Below are 15,752 nucleotides of genomic sequence, written 5' to 3'. Positions count from 1 at the left end.
GATTAACCTGACTCAGCGATCAGCTTTTTAGTTCCCACTTGTTGCAGGTGCTGCGTTATCCATTTGCGGCTGTACGCCAACACGTTGTCTGCCATCGCCACCGGAAAATGGATGAAACCATGGGCCGCCTCCGGCAGCAGATGCGCTTCTGCCCCGCCCCAGCGCTCGGCGATCAGCAGCGTGTCGTCTTTGAGCGGGTCCAACTCGCCCACAAACATCAGCGCTGGCGGCAACCCCGCGAAGTCCCCGTACAACGGCGACAACGGCGACTGCCGGCGCGCCTCGTCGGTGATGCCCGGCGTCAGCATGCGTAGCGCCTCGACCATGCCCGGCCCGTCCAGCAACAAGGTATCCGGCCCTGCCGTGCGCACGCTCGGCGTGCCGGTCAAGTCGTAGACTCCGTAATACAACACCGCGCCGCTTACCCGTTCGAGCAACTCGGGCCATTGCTTGAGCGCCAGCAACGTGGCCGCCGCCAAGTGCCCGCCGGCCGACTCGCCGACGACGAACACCGGCAGGTCGGCAAACTCCGGGCAATCCCCCAGAAGCCAGCGTGCAGCGACCAGGCAGTCTTCCAGCAGCCCTTCTATCGGCGTGTCCACCGCCAGCCGATAATCCACCGACACCACCGCCACGCCGCAGGCGTTGACCATGCCGAGGTTGAGGTCGTCATCCATCTGCGCATTGCCGATCACCCAGCCGCCACCGTGGATATCCAGCACTACGCCTTTGGGCTTGCCGCTGGGCCGCAGGATGCGCACCGGCACCGAGCCCACCTTTTTGCGTTCTGCCACGGGCGCCTTCTTCAGCGTTTGACTGGCGCGCAACAGCGCCTGGATCAGACGCGGCGTGACGCGGTTGCGGATTTTAAAGCGCGGCATCCACCCAAGCTTCTGATTGAAGCGGCGCATCTGGGCCAGTTCCGGCTCGCTGGCCGGCCAATGCTGGTACGTCATCAGCGGTTGTTCCGCAAGATCGAGAAGTTCAACGCCGCGGCTACACACAACCAGGCGAGGTAAGGGAACAGGATCAAACCGGTGATCAGGTCCAGGCGCACGGCCAGCACCACCATCGCCGCCACGGTGAGCCACAGCAGCACGATAATCACCATCCCGGCCAGCAGTCGGTGGGCGCCGAAGAACACCGGTGTCCACAAGGTATTCAGGGCAATCTGCGCCGCCCACAGCGCCAGCACCATTTGGCTGCCGGGGATCAGGCTCAAGCGGTAACCGGCCCAGGCCAGCAGCAGATAGATGATTGTCCATGCCACCGGAAACAGCCAGTTAGGCGGAGTAAAGCTGGGCTTGACCAGGGATTCGTACCAGGCGCCGGGCTTGAAGATCACACCGGTACTGGCGGCGGCGGCGCAGGCCAGGAGGAAGATAAAGAAGGTCATGGTCAGTCCTTGAGGTCGGGTGGATGAAAGCAACGCTATGCTTCAATGACTCAAGCCACCACCGATAAATTCAATGAATAGGTCAAAAACGCCGTCTCTTCTGCACGTCATGAAAATTGGGTATGGTCTGCAAAATACCGGCTACGCCTACCCCACCAGCAGAGCACCCGACCTTGGCCAACTCACCTACCGATCGCCCTGACAGCCCCTGGTCGGTGTTCCTGATCTTCCTGCGCCTGGGCTTGACCTCCTTCGGCGGGCCGATTGCGCACCTGGGCTATTTCCGCGAGGCGTTCGTCACTCGGCGGCAGTGGTTGAGCGAGCGCAGCTATGCCGAACTGGTCGCCTTGTGCCAGTTCCTCCCCGGCCCGGCCAGCAGCCAGGTCGGCATTGCCCTGGGCTTGTCCCGCGCAGGCTACGGCGGCGCCGCAGCGGCCTGGGCCGGGTTTACCTTGCCGTCGGCCATCGCCCTGATTCTCTTTGCCGTCGGCCTCTCGCACTACGGCACCGCCATCCCCGGTGGCGCCTTGCATGGCCTCAAGGTCGTCGCCGTGGCCGTCGTCGCCCAGGCCGTGTGGGGCATGGCGCGCAACCTATGCCGAGGTGCCGTGAAGCTCACGCTGATGCTGATCGCCGCATGCATCGTGCTGCTGGCGCCATCCGCCTGGAGCCAGGTCGGGGTAATCGCCGCCGCAGGCGTGGCCGGCCTGCTGCTGTTCAAGCCCCAACCCAATACCGAGCCCGACAGCCTGCCCATCGCCATCAGCCGCCGCGCCGGGGCCATATGGCTGGCGCTGTTCGTGGTGCTATTGGTGAGCTTGCCGATCCTGGCCGAAGGGCTGCCCAATCCAGTCCTCGCCCTGGTGGACGCCTTCTACCGCACCGGCGCCCTGGTGTTCGGCGGCGGCCACGTGGTGCTGCCGCTGCTGCAAGCTGAAGTGGTGCCGCCGCAGTGGGTGAGCAATGACGTATTCCTCGCCGGCTACGGCGCCACCCAAGCCGTGCCCGGCCCGCTGTTCACCTTCGCCGCCTTCCTCGGCGCCTCGATGACCCACGCCCCCAGCGGTTGGCTCGGCGGCGTGATCGCCCTGCTGGCGATCTTCGCCCCTTCGTTCCTGCTGATCTGCGGCGCCTTGCCCTTCTGGGCCAGCCTGCGCACAAGCCCGCGCACCCAGGCGGCACTGGCCGGGGTGAATGCGGCGGTGGTTGGGCTGTTGCTGGCGGCGCTGTACCGGCCGGTGTGGACCAGCGCGATTTTCAACGGGTATGACTTTGCCCTGGCCGTGCTCGCATTGGTCGCGCTGATGGTCTGGAAGCTGCCGCCCTGGCTGGTGGTGATAGGTTGCGGCATGCTCGGCGGCTTACTCGGCTAAGCCTGGCTCGACGATCCTGAGCCAAGGCCAGCGCGCCTGATAACTTCTGGCCTTGTGCAAAAACAGCTGCGGCTCGGGATGCAGTGGGTTGATGCGCAGCACACCCTGCTCCACATCCTCTAGCCCATAGGGTGCATACACCTCGCCGGTGGTGATATCCAACGCGATGCAAGTGCCCGCCACCAGGTAACGATCAACCCCCTGCGTGGCCGAGTGCAATTGCGGATAGGGTCGGCCGAATCGCTCAGGGTACCAAAGGTGCACCCGCGCCTGATTCCTGACCTCCACATTCACCCCCAGGTCCTGGAACAGCGCCTGCGCCGCACGAATCACCGCGTCCTCCGCCTCGTAGGACAGGTCTGTGTCGAAGTAAAAAACATCGTAGTCCTTCACGCCCTGATCAGCCGGCAGATTCGCCTGATGATTCCACACCGCCTGGAACAGGCAACCCGCCGTGAGCAGGCACTGCTGTACCCCAAGGTCCGGCAGGCGCGCCGTGATTTGGGCATTGAGCGGGTTAGCCATGGCCAATTCGAGCAAGGTGTCGACAGTCAATGTCATGTTCAGTCCTCCATAGTCTGGCGCAACCATACCACTCCAACATGTCACGCCTGTAGGAGCGAGCTTGCTCGCGAAAACCCCAAGCCACGCCGTGCGGCGATCCTGCTTATCCCTACCTTTAGTCGGATATTTCTGAGGGTATTGACGCAACGGCTAGCCTTCAGCCTAGCGTAAGGGATAACGCTGAACATTCGGTCCATGAAGGGCCAGTACGCCTCGTCGTCCCGACGCTTTATCTGCTGAGGAGACGATAATGAAAATAACCTTGAAACGGTTGGCGTGCCTGGGTGCAAGCTTCACCAGCGCGCTCGCCATGGCCGATGCGGCCGGCCCGCCAGTGCTGTCCCCTGCGATCCCCTTCGACGTCACTGCCAACCCTCCCTTCACCCTGGACAACCTGCAACACGAGTTCGACGTGCTTTCGTGGCAGACCTTCGTCGCCCTGAACTGGCCCGCAAAGGCCGACGGCAGCGCCGACACCTCGGTGAAAATCGGCGCGCCGGGGCAGACGGTTTGGGAGTCGTGGAAGGAGAGCTACGCGATTTTCCTGCCCCAAGGCCAGAAGCCGCTCGCCTGGGACCAGCACACGCCGCCGCCCGCCGCCTGCCAAGGCAAGGGTGACCTGCCCGTACTGCAACAGATGGGCAAGGTCGCCGGTGTGCTCGACGAATTCATCCAGCCGTTCAAGACCGGCCCGCTGGTGGACCAGAACGGCACCTACACGCGCAACGCGATCATGGTCAACCAGCCGATGTTCGACGACATCGTCAACAAGGGTCTCTACAGCAAGGAAGGCCAGCAAGCGTTCCTGAGCAAGGCCGACAACCGCATTGCCTTCTCCTGCGGCACGAAGGAGACCCAGCAGGTCGGCGCGATCATGGTCAAGTCGGCCTGGAAGGTGCTCGGCGGCAACGACAACCCGCAGGAATTCCACGCCGTCGACGCCTTGGTCTACACCCCGGGCAACACCGACCCGAACACGGGCGCGGTGATCCCCGAGTCGTGCAGTGCGCAGAAAGTCGGGCTGGTGGGCCTGCACATTGTGCACAAGACCAAAGATGCGCCGCAGTGGGTGTGGTCGAGCTTCGAGCACGTGCGCAACGTGCCGGAAAAGACCTCGCCGATGAACGAGCGCAAGGGCCCCTACCTGTTCTACGACGCCCAGGCCAGCGACCGCCCGGTGAACGAGCCGCCAGCGCGGCCGTGGGACCCGTCGAAGAAAGCCACGCCGTCGCAGATCGTGCGGGAAATACCGCTCACCGCCGCAACCCACCAGCTCAACGCGCAGTGGCAAGGCGCGCTGAAAGGCACGGTGTGGGCCAACTACCAGCTGATCAGCACCCAGTGGCCGACCGCCCCCGCCGATGACTGCCAACTGCCGTCGCCAACCAACCCGCTGGGCACACCTGCCCCGTCCTTCCTGGCCAACGCGACCCTGGAAACCTACAACCAGGGCACCACACCCCAGGCCTCGTCCAGTTGCATGGAGTGCCACAACAACGCGACCACCCGGGTGACCCAGTCCCCGCGCACCAGCTTCGCCGATTTCACCTTCCTGCTTGAACGTGCCCAATCCACCGGTGCCAAGGAGTGATGCCATGAGCGACCCGAACCTGCAAGACTTCATCGACCTGTCCGCTGTGCTCACTGGCCTGTCAGCCAAACTGCTGGCGCCTTCCCCCGACCCGATCAAACTGCCGCCGCTGTTCTTCGCCACTGCCCAGCAAGGCATGGGCACTGCTGCGTTCAGCAACCTGCTGGGGCTGTACGCCAGCATCAAGAACCAACCGCCTGCGCAAATCGCCAGCGCGGTGCTCGGCAACTCGGACCCGCAGATCGCCCAGGGCGCCCGCTCGATCATGAAGCTGTGGCTGCTTGGCAGCTGGTACCAGCCTTATAACCAAGGCACCGCCCGCACGGGTGACACCCGCGTGGTCTCCGACCAGGCCTACAAGGAAAGCTGGGCGTGGAAAATCGCCCAATCCCACCCCATGGGCTACAGCCAGTACCACTTCGGCTACTGGGCCGAGCAGCCACCGACCCTCAAGCAATTCACCGGTGTCGACGCCAAGGAAGGGCAGCAACCATGAGCACTCTACACACCCAGAACATCGAAACCGCCGATGTGATCGTCGTGGGCGCCGGCATGGCCGGCAGCGTCATGGCCTATCAGTTGGGCCTGGCCGGCTTGAAAGTGCTGGTGCTCGAGTCGGGCCCGGCGATCCCGCCTAACCGCAGCGAGTACCTGGAGCGTTTCTACACTGCCGTGTTCAAGTCGCCCGAGTCGCCATACCCACCGGAGCAGACCGAGCAGACCCCGGCCAAACAGTTCGCCCCGCGGGCGACTATTCAGGACTTGATCACTGCCGGCAGCGACGACCCGGACAAGGTGCAGAAGAGCTACCTGGTACAAAAGGGGCCGCACCTGTTCGCCAGCACCTACGAGCGGGTAGGCGGCGGCACCATGTGGCACTGGATGGGCACGGCCCTGCGCCTGCTGCCCAACGACTTTCGCATGCGCACTGCGTACAACGTCGGGGTCGACTGGCCGATCAGCTACGACGACCTGCAAACCGCCTACTGCCGCGCCGAGCAAGAGATAGGCGTCTCCGCCGATGTCGCGTCGCAGACCTACCTGGGCGTGACCTTCCCCCAGGGCTATCAATACAGCATGCACGGCATCCCGCCGTCGTTGGTCGACCAGGGCCTGGGCAAAGCCATCGATGGCACCCAGTACCAGGGCATCACCCTCAAAGTGCGGCAAACCCCGGCCGGGCGCAACTCGCAGAGCGACAACGGCCGCCGGGTGTGCGCCGGCAACACCAGCTGCACGCCGATCTGCCCGATCCAGGCCAAGTACGATGCCACCGTGACCATGGCCAAGGCACTGGATACCGGCAATGTGCGTATCCTCTACCAGGCCGTGGCGAGCCAGGTGCAGGTCGATGCCAACGGGGTCACGGGTATCGATTTCATCCAGTACCAGAACAACGGCACGCACCAGAACGGCACGGCCCAGGGCAAGCGCTACGTGATCGCCGCCCACGCGATCGAAACGCCGAAGCTGCTGCTCAACTCCATCGGCCCGCACAGCGCCAAAGGGGTCGCCAACAGCAGCGGCCAGGTCGGCCAGGCGTTGGCCGATCACCCGGTGTACCTGGCCTGGGGCCTGATGCCCGAAGGCAAGCCGCTGTTCCCGTTCCGCGGGCCGTTGTCCAGCTCGGGGATCGAGGACATGCGCGATGGCCCGTTCCGCAGCCAGCGTGCCGCCTGGCGTATCGAGATCGGCAACGAGGGTTGGAACTGGTCGGTAAACGACCCCTACACCTCGGTCTGCGATTTCATCGACGGCACCAACCATGGCGGCGCCAACCCCAATAACCAGGCGTTGTCCGGCGTGGCGCTGGTGCAGCAGCTCAACAGCGTGCTGACCCGCCAATTCCGCTTGGGCTTCTTGATCGAGCAGGTCGAGAAAGACCCCGACAAAGCGCTGTGCCGGGTAGAGAGGGCCGAGGGGTTCACCGACGGTTTGGGCCTGATCAGGCCACAGATCACCTACGAACTATCCGACTACACCAAGGAGGGTTTCAAGCAGGCGCGCCTGGCCGCCACGCATATCATCACCAAGCTGATGGGCGCCACCGAGCTGACCGACCTGAACCCTGAACTCAAGCCCGGCTCGCAAACGGTGTTCAAGTACGACGGCCAGAACTACGCGTTCTTCGGCGCTGGCCACCTGATGGGCACCTACCGCATGGGCTCGGACCGCACCAAGTCAGTGGTAGACAAGGACCAGCGCAGCTGGGACCACCCCAACCTGTTCCTGGTCGGCGACGGCGTGTTCCCCACCACCGGCACTGCCAACCCGACCTTGACCATCACCGCGCTGACCTTCCAGGCCGCCGACGTGGTCGCCAGCGACCTGCTCAAGCGTACTGTGCAGGTGCAGGCCAACCAGGCCTGGCAAGGCACCGGCGTGCAGGTCAACGGGCATAGCTGGCAACTGGCGGTGTGCACCGGTGGGCAGTGGACGGCCAACCCGGGCACCGGGATGGTCGGCGCGGCGGGCAACTCAAGGTTGACCGCCAAGCCCGGCTATACCTTGCCCGGTCAAGCGGAAGGCGCGTTGATCGGGCGTATCGGCAACAGCGGCGCGCCGTTCCTGGTCGGCAACCAGGCGCAATTGCCGCGTGGCCAGCAGGGGGAGTTGCAACTGTGCATCAATGACGACCTGACCGGGCGCTACGGGGCTGGCCTGAGCGATAACAGGGGCAGCCTGACGGTGGAGGTGCGTTTCGGCACGGTGTAAGCGCTGGCATAGCAACCCCACAGTGCTGCGGTATTGTGGGGTTGCTTTCTGTCGGCAAGTTGGCTTCTGATGAAGTGGGACGCCCGGTTACCGTGCGGTTGCCGGCAGCTCCTGGCACCACTTGATAGAACGCAGCGCTTCCTCGGCAGGCACAAGCGCGTAGCGCGAGTAAAACATTGTTCCACCGAAACTACCCTCGTCGACTTCACCCAAGGTCTGCCCGTCCTTGTAGACGGAGATGCTGAGTTGGTCGGCGATGTAATACACCTTTCCATTCTCGACGTTGATATCGAAACGCTTGTTCACCATACCGCTGATGATCGGTGGCGAGGTGGAGGCGATGCTGTGCTTGCCGGCGGGCATGCCGGCCTTGAAAAAACTACCGGAAGGCAAGCTGCCGACAGCGCGGCCATCGACCTGAATGGTCGGGGCCACCCCGTCACCGATGCTGGCCGCCGTGCGATAGAAATACACCGTGGCCTCATCCGCACGGGGCTCTGCCGGTGATGTGAAGAACGGTTGGCCTTTTAGGTCCGGACCGCTGATGCAGCCGGTCAGTGAGGCCAGGGCTGCGAACAGGCCGACCCAGAGTAGCGTAGAGCGCTTCATGCATGAATTCCTTGAACGTGAATCAATGGGCGTCGGGTTTGATGACTGTCACCGTTACCGGGTTCAGATCGTGCACAGCCCTTTACCGAAGTCAGTGGCATCAGAACTCGGCCAAGGCGCAAAACCACTCTTCGGCGTCAGATTCACGATGTTGCGGTCCTTGAGCATCGGGTACTTGCGCTTGAGCGCCTGCACCGTGTCCTCGGCATTGTTCACGTTGGACAAGCAAAAACGCAGGGCATCGGCGCGCAGATCGCCGATATAGAGGGTTTCCCCGGCCTTCACCGAGAAAACCGCAGGCACAGGGCGCGCCATCGACTTACCCGCGTAATACACGTAATGCCACTGCGTGTACTCATACTCACCCGGCGGCACTTCATACATGAAGTAATGGCCCAGCACAGAGGGTGACGGCTGATCATCTTCATTGCCCAAGGTCGTCAGCCGTATTGCGGTGCCGGGTGCTCCCTGTTGGTCGATTTCAACCACCAGTCCATGGGCCTGCATCATCGGAAAGCTCTCACCAATCGAACCCACGATGATCGCCTTACTCGGGTCCGGCGCGTGCTTGCCGTCGTAGCGTGACGCCGCGCACCCGGACAGAAGCGTCGCGCAAAGTGCGACTGCAGCCCAGACGAGATATTTACTGCTGACTTTCCCTAGCATTGGTCTTTTTTTCCGATCAGTAATTTTGCAGTTTGTAGAGCCCAGCTGAGCGAACCATACGTTCGCACGCCTGGTGCTTCGTTGTTGGCTCGTCGGCATCTATTGTCCAGCTACCCGCACCTTGATAACAACCCACGCTTGACCCACTCCTGTAGGAGCGAGCTTGCTCGCGAAAAACCCAAACGATAACGCAGCGCCTGAAGGCAAAATCCGATTCCCTCGCCACGGCTTGCTCCATTGCCTACGCGTGCGTCAGAATCCGCCGGCTTGTGCGCTGGGGTGGCCGTCTCTAAGGTGGCTCGGTCGCTGAATTGTTCAGTGATCGGGTTTAGTAGCCTGAGTTTGGGTATCTATTAGTGCATGAGTTTCATCAGTCAGACAGTGCGTCTGTGCTTGATGGTGGCTGTGCGTAGGGCGCCTTCGGGCGCGCCGGCTTTAGATATCCACCGGTCTACTAACCTGCGTACAGCTGCCACCCACTGTTTAGTAGCGGAAAGGTGGTGGCATCACTCAGGATGTCTACTCATGTCAAAAGCAGATTCAAGTGCCCTCTTCAACGTTGCCCCCAACGCCAGCAACGAAAGCCTCATCACCAACAGCTACGAAACCTTCACCAGCGTCAGCACCCTGGTGCTCGACCTGTCCGAAGACCTCAACGGCAAACACCGCGACATCGCCTTGGCTATTCACCAACTGAGCGAACTGGGCGTACTCCTCACTGCCAGACTGCTCGACCGCGAAGTGCCCTGCCCAGGCTGATGGTTAACCCTTCAATTCAATAGCTCGATAACTCGCCGCGTCGTCATAAGCCACGTACAACGACTCGGCGAGTTGGCGCTTGATGGCCTTGGTGGATTCAGCCCAGGCACAAAGCCCTCTGCGATGACGAGAGCGGCGACTACTTTCGGCCAAAAGCGCCCCATCGGATTACTAGAAAGTCAGAGACTCTTCAACCAATCGCGGACTCGTTCAAAATTTAGCATGAGGAGGGTGAGCTTCTCTAACGAGTGCTGCCTAGCTAAATCTTTCTTAAAACCGGTATTGTGACTCGCAAATCGGGTACAGTCCGTTAGTGAGCATATCGAAATAAACAGTTAGTGAGAATAACTTATGGAAGGGTCATCTTGCCTATGGATCAGTCTTTTTCAATAAAAAATCTTAATGATTTGCTTAAAGGCGATAGGGAGAAAGGAGGGGATCTTGAAGAACGATATATTCCTGCTGCCTTCGATATAAGAGTCAAACTCTACGAACTGAACAAACTTAAATCATTTTCGAGGTACCGATTCCGCACTGGAAAAATTACGCCAGCGTTCTATGAGAAGCGTATGTCGCGCCTGACCATGGTTATAGATAAGCGCAAAATTCAGCACGGACGTTTAGTTGACTTTGAGCTTGAAAGGGTCTCTAGGATAATTAGTGGAAAAGAATTCAGAATAAATGTAGCTCTCCTTCCTGCTCTGGTTGGAGGAAAAAAAGTTTACGGAGTCGGAAATAGTTTAGAGCAGGTTCTTGCAATTAGATTTGTTCAGAGAGCACTGAAGGTCCTGTACGAGATCCGCATGCCGCCACGCGATATACTAGTTAGTCAAATAAAGTCATTAGCTTTAGATGGCGTGCCCAAATATATAATAAGGTCGGATGTCGAGTCGTTTTATGAGTCAGTCAGACACAAGGAATTGCTTGATGGAATTCACCAGGCTCCAGAGCTATCGGTACTGATTAAAAGGATTTTAACGCGACTTATGAAAGATTACGTCGTCGTTTCTGGGGACGAAAACGGATTGCCGCGCGGCATAGGAATAAGTGCTTATCTATCTGAGATATATCTGTCGAGTATTGACACTGAAATTAGACGACAGGATAACTTATTTTATTACGCCAGATACGTTGATGACATGGTGCTTATGTATGCCCCCCAGCGAAAGGAGCTTGCAGCGAAATACTTAGAGACTCTCAGCGAGATACTTCATGGAAAGGGGCTTAAATTCAACGACAAAACGAAACCCATTGATTTGCTAGAAGAGTTCAAAGGTAAATTTGATTACCTGGGATATACATTTGACGTATCTAGTAGCTCTTCCGGCGTGCAACTGAGCCAAAGAAAAATCAATAAATATAGATCGCGTATCGACAGAGCTTTCTCAGATTACGACTCAAAGTTTACATTCATTCCAAAGAAGTCTGAAGAGGAGTTGGTGCTTAGGTGCCTCTTCCTAACCGGAAATATGCGCTTATTCAATAGGAAAAGCAACGCATTCATCGGTGTTTACTTCAGCAATAAGTATATAACTGATACTAGTCAGCTTTCCGGGTTAGATCACTACTTTCGCAATAAAATCAAAGGCGTAGTTAGTCCATCATTGACGAGAAAGCTCTCGAAGCTATCTTTTGAAAAAGGTTTCAAAGAAAAACTATTTAGAAATTTTGATTCCAAGCAGCTTTCAGAACTTTCGCGAGGTTGGAAGCATGTCTAGAAAAAAAGCATTATCCATAAACTTTCCTGTAGAGCGGGTAGTATTGTCTGACGTGCTTCCATATGAAGTTCCGATAGTTTTTTCGAATAGATATTTTTATAGATTCCTATGTGAGCACTATATAAAGTTTAACGGAAACAGAATTTCATGGCGCTACAGGGATGAAGTGCTAGACAACCTTGTAAAAATGGTTCTAGGTGTTCAACCTACTACGGCTGTTCGACATGCAACCGATAACGGCAGACCTGTATCCATAATAGAACTAGACAAATCAGACCTTGTCCATACTGTTCCTTTCATTTTCTCGACTACGCATAAGCAGGATCAGTTGCGCCAGTTGTCGCTAATGCATCCAAAGGGTCAGTTGCTGGTGGTAGATTTCTATGACCAATTTAAAGATCTGATGATTTATTATACTGGTCGAAGTGAATTCAGCCTTCGATCACCAAGGCGAGTTGCTGGGTGTACGTATATTGACTTTCGCTCGCAAATTGAGCGGCAGGATAAATCTGACACTTTGGTAGAAGTAGATGGCGAAAATTATGAGAATTTAAAATCTTTTTTTGTATATGAACGATTCAGTAATGTTTTCAAATTTTACGAGTCGAGAGAGCACCTCCTTAGCGAGCGCGATTTCAGAACCCTTACTAAATTTGATGTTTCAGGGTGTTTTGATAGCATATATACTCACTCGCTAGCATGGGCGATATACGGAAAAGATTTTGCAAAGCAGAATCTTAAAGCTATATTAGGGTCATTTGCGGGTAAGTTTGACTCATTGATGCAAAAGTTGAACCATAACGAAACGAATGGAATACTAATCGGCCCGGAGGTTTCAAGAATTTTCGCTGAAATAATCCTCCAGGCAGTTGATATTGATATCGCAGGCAAATTGCTTGAAAAGGGATATGTACATAACTCAGACTTTAAGATTTATCGCTACGTAGATGATTACTTCGTCTTTTACAACAGTGATGAAGTCTGTCACCAGATAAAAATGACACTCCAGGAAAGCTTAAAACTATATAAGTTATCATTAAATAAGGGGAAGGAGGAAACCCTAGGGCGCCCTATAATCACGCCGATATCTATCGCAAAAAAGCGTATCTCTGATCTTTTTGATCGTGCGCTAGCTTATGAGGTCGCTTCAGAAGTTAAGGAAGGTGAAACATTTCCAAGGGGTCAGATTTATATTGGAAGGTCTTCACTTATAACTGACTTTAAGTCCATTCTTGCAACCTCTGGAGTCAACTATGGCGAAATTCTTAATTATTCTCTTTCAGTAGTCGAGCGAAAAATTGGCTCTTTGATTGAATCTTACAAAAAAATAGAGAAAGTTAGCGGTGTCGATAAAAGTTTTTCAAAATCAATGGAAGCCCTTCTAGGTTTTGTATTTTTTATCTATGCAGTATCGCCAAAAGTCAATACAACGATTAAGCTTTGTCGAATATGTCAGCGCGTTCTTTCTTTTTATAAGTTTGAGAACATAGGGCTCAGCTATGAAGCATCAATCTCGCAAGTGATATACGAAAGATGCCGGAGTGTTATGGATCATAATTCAGATGGCAAAAGCGCGAAAATTGAGGTCATGTATCTTCTGGTTTTAATGCGCCAGCTTGGTAAAAACTATCGTATAGATGAAAAAGTGCTTGGCCATAGCTTCGGCTTTGAACTTTTAGACGGACATTATCAAGCGAAATCCAGCTTGAATTATTTCTCCATAATAACTCTTCTTTTTTATATAGAAAATAAAACTCGTTATTCATTGCTTAGAAACGCTTTGGAAAAACATATATTGGAGAAATTTAGGCTGAAGCAGGACTCATTGGTCGGTGACTCTGAAATGATTCATTTAGCGTTAGATCTTATCGCATGCCCCTTCGTGAGTAACGAGACCAAGATTAGAGTTTCACAGTTGTACGGCGTGCCTGCAAACAACCTGCTAAGAATTCAAAAGTATAGCGAATATTGGTTCACCAAATGGGGCGAATTCGACTTTTCTAAAGAGCTAGACGCTAAGGTCAGTCAGGAAGTATATTGAGCGAGATGCATCACGCACATAGAAGACCGTTTGCGGTCGCACACACCAGCATCATGGCCCGGTTGTTCTATGCACGAAAACCTTGCCTCGTTGAATCCTCGTGAGTTCTGCGGTCTTGACTCCTTCACTTTCCTCATAGCTTTAGGCCTACCAGGGGAGTGAAGGATGCTCGATTATCTCAGCAATCATCCCGGATGGCTGCATTTGGCCGATTTCTGCCGCTCGTGAAGGGCAGCAATCGCAAACCTGATTCCCAGAGTTAAACCCCCGGTATCCGGTACACAACCGAATCATATTTCTCCGCCATCCGCCTCTCGATGACCACTCCCCCCAAAGCTTCGGCAATACGTCGACTAGCATGGTTCTGCGTCGCAACAGGATAGATGAAGCTCTCTGCCGCCACCCACTGGCTAGCCCACTGAACAACCGCCCGCACCGCTTCACCACCAAACCCCAACCCATGTTTATCTTCACGGATCCAGATACCCAACTCCGGTGTTTCACTGCCAGTATGGTGCAGCCCGACCAATCCGGTAAAACGGGCATTCACCAGCTCCCTGACCGTGAACACGATGTCGCTGCCATCCGCTATCGCAGGCAGCCATTGCCGCCAGACTTGCGCGTACTCTTCTAGCGAGGCAGGCGGCTCCCAAGACATGTAGCGCGTCAGAGACGCAGTGATACAAGGGAAGGACTCAGCAGCGTCCCGCTCGCAGAAGGGCTCAATGCTAAGGCGTTGCGAGAGAATGCGGATTGGGTGGGTGTCTACTGGCATTGCAATTTCCTTCCTGGGGGGGCCGTTACTCCATTTATGCCGTGAACATACCATGCGGGTCGCTTCATCAGTATCAGGCTCTCTATACTGGGCCCCCAGGATGGTAGTTGGAGCACACCATATGCCCGTCGCACCCAACCAAAATTCCCCCATCATTTTGATCCCCGCTCAACAGAGCGACTTGGATAATCTTGTAGCCATTCGAATTGAGGCCATGCGCGAGAGTCTGGAGCGTGTTGGGCGGTTTGATCCGGTCCGTGCGCGGGAGCGGTTTCTTAGCGGCTTTGAAGCTCGCAACACACGCTACATCGAGGCGGCTGGAGAGAGGGTGGGTTTCGTAGTGGTCAAACATCACCACAATGAACTCTTGCTAGACCACTTGTATGTAAGGCCGAGCGCGCAGGGATCAGGGGTAGGGTCTGCTGTTCTCACGCAGATTTTCAAAGAGGCGGATGCAGCTGCGCTTCCTATTAAAGTGGGCGCTCTCAAAGAAAGCGCTTCCAATCGCTTTTATACCCGCCATGGCTTCCAATTCATCGAAAGCAGTGAATTCGATAATTATTATGTTCGTCAGAATGTTCCGGCGATTGGCCCAGCTTGCTAGCTGGATATGATGCGCCTCGACGTACGCAAAGCTCTGACTTTTCAACAGGCTCGTTTTCAGCTTGGCCAGCCGGGTTCAAGCGCTACAACGCGACCAGGCACTGGCCACCGCTCAACAGAAGCTGTTCATAGTGCTGAACCGCCTTTGGGGTGAAGCGGAAGGTTTGGTGGCAGGGTTAGCGGCAGTGGTAAAGACTCTCGCTGCGCAGTTCCTCGCCACTGTGGTGATAGCCGGTAGCGGCAATCAGGACCACTGCGCAAGTTATTGAAATTGAAGGGTTGCAGGCTGGATATGTGTTAGTTTCTGCAGGTTGTGAAATGGTTATTCATCCGATGTGTCAAAAACAACAACCCTTGGCTTAAAGAATTCTGGTTACCTGCCGCTATAGAGGTTGAGTCTTGCTGTCTGTTCTACACAAGACAACGCGCAAGGACAAGAGTCATAGTGATTATCAAATTAAAGGGATATTTATGAGATTCGCTAAACTGTTCGGGGCAGCAACTTTATTCGTCTCTATGATTGCATCTGCCCAGGCAGGCATAATCGTCACCGTGAAGGTGAAGAACTCTACGACCGGTCCAGCCGCCTACACTTTCGAGTACTTTTCAGGGAGTGTAGCCCCCTCCCCCAGTACGATTCTGCCGTCTGCAACGACAACATTTGCCCTGACCAGTGTCGCGGATACGGTTTCAGGAATGCGGTTCGTCTATACGTCAGGTAGTAAGAAATGTCGTTTTGCAGCAAGCCACCAAGTCAATCCAACGACTAAAACCCCTAGCTGGACTAAAATGGGCACTAGCACTGGTTCCGATAAGGCTACTTGCAATGCCAATATCACAGCAATTCAATCGGCGCCTCCCTATAACTACACTGTCGAATTTGAAATCAAATAATCCGACATTTGTATAGGCACCCTAGCTGGAGATAGCTCTCGATGTATC

At 55.9% G+C, this 15,752-nt stretch carries 15 protein-coding genes; 9 read left to right on the top strand and 6 right to left on the bottom strand.

All coding sequences use genetic code 11. The annotated features are described in order from the left end of the window. Positions 1 to 2: 2 nt before the first annotated feature. Both BLU48_RS05210 and tspO read right to left on the bottom strand, forming a co-directional pair. On the bottom strand, positions 3 to 956 hold the full coding sequence (locus BLU48_RS05210; RefSeq protein WP_057024618.1) for an alpha/beta hydrolase: 954 nt from the start codon (positions 954 to 956) through the stop codon (positions 3 to 5). Continuing rightward, entirely contained in the window at positions 956 to 1,396 is a 441-nt protein-coding gene (gene tspO, locus BLU48_RS05205) for a tryptophan-rich sensory protein TspO (RefSeq protein ID WP_043047529.1), read from the bottom strand. Before tspO ends, BLU48_RS05210 begins: the two co-directional genes overlap by 1 nt. A gap of 173 nt (positions 1,397 to 1,569) precedes the next feature. Here tspO and chrA point away from each other — a divergent pair, with 173 nt between their 5' ends. Beyond that, positions 1,570 to 2,769, top strand: a complete 1,200-nt coding sequence (gene chrA, locus BLU48_RS05200; protein ID WP_057024684.1) for a chromate efflux transporter — start codon at positions 1,570 to 1,572, stop codon at positions 2,767 to 2,769. On the opposite strand, the gene BLU48_RS05195 is transcribed toward chrA, so the two are convergent. Continuing rightward, positions 2,758 to 3,330, bottom strand: a complete 573-nt coding sequence (locus BLU48_RS05195; RefSeq protein WP_057024617.1) for a nucleotidyltransferase family protein — start codon at positions 3,328 to 3,330, stop codon at positions 2,758 to 2,760. The two genes, chrA and BLU48_RS05195, sit on opposite strands and share 12 nt — an antisense overlap. Positions 3,331 to 3,583: 253 nt before the next feature. Between BLU48_RS05195 and BLU48_RS05190 the strand changes: the two genes are divergently transcribed. Genes BLU48_RS05190 through BLU48_RS05180 form a run of 3 tightly spaced genes read left to right on the top strand, consistent with a single transcriptional unit; the run spans position 3,584 to position 7,639 of the window. Further along, complete coding sequence (locus tag BLU48_RS05190; protein WP_057024616.1) at positions 3,584 to 4,924, top strand: hypothetical protein; 1,341 nt, start codon at positions 3,584 to 3,586, stop codon at positions 4,922 to 4,924. A 4-nt stretch (positions 4,925 to 4,928) separates the two neighbouring features. Further along, positions 4,929 to 5,420: a sorbitol dehydrogenase gene (locus BLU48_RS05185; RefSeq protein WP_057024615.1), complete on the top strand. Its 492-nt coding sequence runs from the start codon at positions 4,929 to 4,931 to the stop codon at positions 5,418 to 5,420. Further along, a complete protein-coding gene (locus BLU48_RS05180) occupies positions 5,417 to 7,639 on the top strand; it encodes a GMC oxidoreductase (RefSeq protein WP_057024614.1) in 2,223 nt (740 codons plus the stop codon). Before BLU48_RS05185 ends, BLU48_RS05180 begins: the two co-directional genes overlap by 4 nt. An 87-nt stretch (positions 7,640 to 7,726) precedes the next feature. On the opposite strand, the gene BLU48_RS05175 is transcribed toward BLU48_RS05180, so the two are convergent. After that, a complete protein-coding gene (locus tag BLU48_RS05175) occupies positions 7,727 to 8,248 on the bottom strand; it encodes a DUF2846 domain-containing protein (protein ID WP_057024613.1) in 522 nt (173 codons plus the stop codon). A 63-nt stretch (positions 8,249 to 8,311) separates the two neighbouring features. Continuing rightward, on the bottom strand, positions 8,312 to 9,013 hold the full coding sequence (locus tag BLU48_RS05170) for a hypothetical protein (protein ID WP_231989014.1): 702 nt from the start codon (positions 9,011 to 9,013) through the stop codon (positions 8,312 to 8,314). A 426-nt stretch (positions 9,014 to 9,439) separates the two neighbouring features. On the opposite strand from BLU48_RS05170, the gene BLU48_RS05165 reads away from it, so the two are divergent. The 3 genes from BLU48_RS05165 to drt3b all read left to right on the top strand — a co-directional run bounded on the left by BLU48_RS05165 (position 9,440) and on the right by drt3b (position 13,432). Then, positions 9,440 to 9,673, top strand: a complete 234-nt coding sequence (locus BLU48_RS05165; protein WP_057024611.1) for a DUF6124 family protein — start codon at positions 9,440 to 9,442, stop codon at positions 9,671 to 9,673. Positions 9,674 to 10,044: 371 nt separating this feature from the next. After that, on the top strand, positions 10,045 to 11,391 hold the full coding sequence (gene drt3a, locus BLU48_RS05155; RefSeq protein ID WP_057024610.1) for an antiviral reverse transcriptase Drt3a: 1,347 nt from the start codon (positions 10,045 to 10,047) through the stop codon (positions 11,389 to 11,391). Then, on the top strand, positions 11,384 to 13,432 hold the full coding sequence (drt3b, locus tag BLU48_RS05150; protein WP_057024609.1) for an antiviral reverse transcriptase Drt3b: 2,049 nt from the start codon (positions 11,384 to 11,386) through the stop codon (positions 13,430 to 13,432). Before drt3a ends, drt3b begins: the two co-directional genes overlap by 8 nt. A gap of 259 nt (positions 13,433 to 13,691) precedes the next feature. On the opposite strand, the gene BLU48_RS05145 is transcribed toward drt3b, so the two are convergent. After that, positions 13,692 to 14,207, bottom strand: a complete 516-nt coding sequence (locus BLU48_RS05145) for a GNAT family N-acetyltransferase (RefSeq protein ID WP_057024608.1) — start codon at positions 14,205 to 14,207, stop codon at positions 13,692 to 13,694. A 121-nt stretch (positions 14,208 to 14,328) separates the two neighbouring features. On the opposite strand from BLU48_RS05145, the gene BLU48_RS05140 reads away from it, so the two are divergent. Further along, positions 14,329 to 14,811 carry a GNAT family N-acetyltransferase gene (locus BLU48_RS05140; protein ID WP_057024607.1) on the top strand — a complete coding sequence of 161 codons (483 nt, stop codon included), beginning with the start codon at positions 14,329 to 14,331 and terminating at the stop codon, positions 14,809 to 14,811. Positions 14,812 to 15,209: 398 nt separating this feature from the next. Further along, positions 15,210 to 15,704, top strand: coding sequence for a hypothetical protein (locus tag BLU48_RS05130; protein WP_231989013.1), 495 nt, complete (start codon positions 15,210 to 15,212; stop codon positions 15,702 to 15,704). The last annotated feature ends 48 nt before the right edge of the window (positions 15,705 to 15,752 follow it).

The organism is Pseudomonas synxantha (genome assembly GCF_900105675.1).
GTDB classification, from domain to species: domain Bacteria; phylum Pseudomonadota; class Gammaproteobacteria; order Pseudomonadales; family Pseudomonadaceae; genus Aquipseudomonas; species Aquipseudomonas synxantha.
This window is presented reverse-complemented; position numbering and strand designations above follow the sequence as displayed.